Genomic DNA, 2281 nt, shown 5'->3' with positions numbered 1-2281 from the left:
GGTGCCGCCCGAGGCGCCGCTCACCACCGTGGCAATGCCGTCGCCGATGAAGGCGCGGCCGATGTAGGGGTCGAGGTTGCGGCCGGTCATGGCCGTGACCGCCTTCAGGTGGCCGAGGTTCTCGGCCACCAGGATGATGGCCACGGGGGCGATCAGCAGCATGGCGTTGGTGGTGAACACCGGCGCGGTGAAGGTGGGCATGCCGAACCAGGCTGCATTGGCAATGCCGGACAGGTCGACCGGCTTGCCCATGCCCAAGAGGTTGGTCAGCAGCGCATAGACCGCAGTAGCCAGGATGAGCCCGATCAGGATCAGCAGGCGCTGCAGCATGCCGCGCGTGAACACCGCCACCAGCCCCACGCAGAGGAAAGTGACGGCCTGCATCCACGAGTCGAAATTGCTGGCCGCCATGTTCTTGATCGGCACGCCCGCCAGGTTGAGCCCGATCACCGCCACCACAGCGCCCGTGACCACCGGCGGCATGAAGCGCTCGATCCAGCCGGTGCCGATCGCCTGCACGAGGGCGCCGATCAGGATGTAGACCACCCCGCAGGCCACGATGCCGCCCAGCGCCACTGCGATGTTGGCGTTGGGCCCCTTGCCCGCGTAGCCGCTGGCCGCGATCACCACGCCGATGAACGCGAAGCTCGAGCCCAGGTAGCTGGGCACCTTGCCGCCCGTCACCAGGAAGAAGATCAGCGTGCCGATGCCGCTCATCAGGATGGCGATGTTGGGATTGAAGCCCATGAGGATGGGCGCCAGCACCGTGGCGCCGAACATCGCGATCACGTGCTGCACGCCCATCGCGCCGGTCTGCAGCCAGGGCAGGCGTTCGTCGGGCGCGACCACGCGGCCCTCGGTGGCGGCGACTTCGCGCCAGCTGAACAGGTTGCTCATGAGTGGTTATCTCCTCGGTAGTTATTTGGGGGGCTTCTCTCGGCCCGCTGCCGCCCGCGTGCCGCGGCGGATTTTCTTCTCTTCTCCTGGCTAGCGCGGCGGCAGCACCGCCATTGTGATGCGCGAGACGCAGGTCAATTYGCCCGCGTCGTTCGTCATGTCGATCTGCCACACCTGCGTGGTGCGCCCGCGGTGCACCGGTCGCGCGGTGCCCGTGACCCAGCCGCTCGTGGCGGAGCGGATGTGGTTGGCGTTGATGTCCAGCCCCACGGCCCGGTCGCCCTCGGGGGCCGAGTAGTGCGCGCCGCAGGAGCCCAGTGTCTCGGCCAGCACCACCGACACGCCGCCGTGCAGGATGCCGTAGGGCTGGCGGGTGCGTTCGTCCACCGGCACGCGGGCGCGGATGAAGTCGTCGCCCACCTCCAGGAATTCCATGCCCAGCGTGGACACGGCGGTGCCGATGTGGTTGCGGGTCAGTTCCTCGACAGAGATGTCTTTTTTCCAGATACGCATTCGGTTTCTCCAGTGCAGGGTTTGGGAAACTATAGCGACGGGGGCTGACAACGGCAGTCGCCTTTGCGTGCTAAGTTGGCGCGATGAAACGCCCCCTTCGCCGTTGGCTCATCGGCATTGCCGCGGTCCTGCTGCTGGGCACCGGCGCGCTGCTGTGGGTGGCGAGCACCCGCCTGCCCAGCGACGAGGAAGTGGCCGCGCGCATCGCCGAGGGTTTCGAGAAGCGCTTCGGCGTCGGCCTGAAGATCGGCGGCGCGCACTGGGCGCTGTGGCCCAGCCCCGTGCTGGTGCTGTCCGACCTGGCCACCGAGCAGCCGCGCCCTGTCACGCTGCGCCGCATCACGGTCCAGCTCAAGCTCAGGGAGCTGCTGCGGCGGGTCGTCGCCATCGACGAGGTCGAGATCGAGAGCCTGGTGCTGCCGCGCGGGTCGGTGCGCGCAATCCGCGGCGGCAGCCCCAAGCCGAAGGAGGACGGGCGCATCGTCGCGCTGCCCGCGCCCTGGACGCTGGCGCCGGTTCCGCTCGAAAAGCTGCGCTGGCGCGACCTGGTCTGGATCGACCGGCGCAACATGGCGCTGGCCTACGACGGCGAAATCACTTTCGACGCCGGCTGGCGCCCGCGCCAGGCGCGCATCGAGCGCGCCGGCGCCTCGCCGCCCGCGCGGCTGCGCCTGGACCGCGCCGCCGGCCAGGACCGGTGGCGCACCCGCATCGACATTGGCGGCGGCACGGCGAACGGCGTGGCCTGGTTCGAGACCCTGCCGAACGACCTGCTGCGCGTGTCGGCCGAACTCGAGCCGCGGCAGGTGGACATCGAGGGCATGCTGCAGGCTTTCGGCCGGCGCAGCGCCGTGGCCGGCAAGGCCTCGGG

Annotated in this window: 3 protein-coding genes; 1 reads left to right on the top strand and 2 read right to left on the bottom strand. The window is 69.4% G+C overall.

The window, feature by feature from the left end; all coding sequences use genetic code 11:
- Together AC1DOC_RS30055 and AC1DOC_RS30050 are read right to left on the bottom strand one after the other, a co-directional pair.
- Nucleotides 1-897 (bottom strand): solute carrier family 23 protein (locus AC1DOC_RS30055; RefSeq protein ID WP_478131160.1); only part of this gene is annotated, 897 nt, incomplete at its 3' end.
- Between the two features lie 90 nt (nucleotides 898-987).
- Nucleotides 988-1410: a hotdog fold thioesterase gene (locus AC1DOC_RS30050; RefSeq protein ID WP_478131159.1), complete on the bottom strand. Its 423-nt coding sequence runs from the start codon at nucleotides 1408-1410 to the stop codon at nucleotides 988-990.
- Nucleotides 1411-1493: 83 nt separating this feature from the next.
- Here AC1DOC_RS30050 and AC1DOC_RS30045 point away from each other — a divergent pair.
- The coding region (locus AC1DOC_RS30045; protein ID WP_478131158.1) for an AsmA family protein at nucleotides 1494-2281 on the top strand (788 nt) is incomplete at its 3' end.

It is taken from the genome of Variovorax sp. 01T439_2 (genome assembly GCF_056398445.1).
Note: the sequence above shows the minus strand (reverse complement) of the source record. Positions and strands in the feature narration are given on the sequence as shown.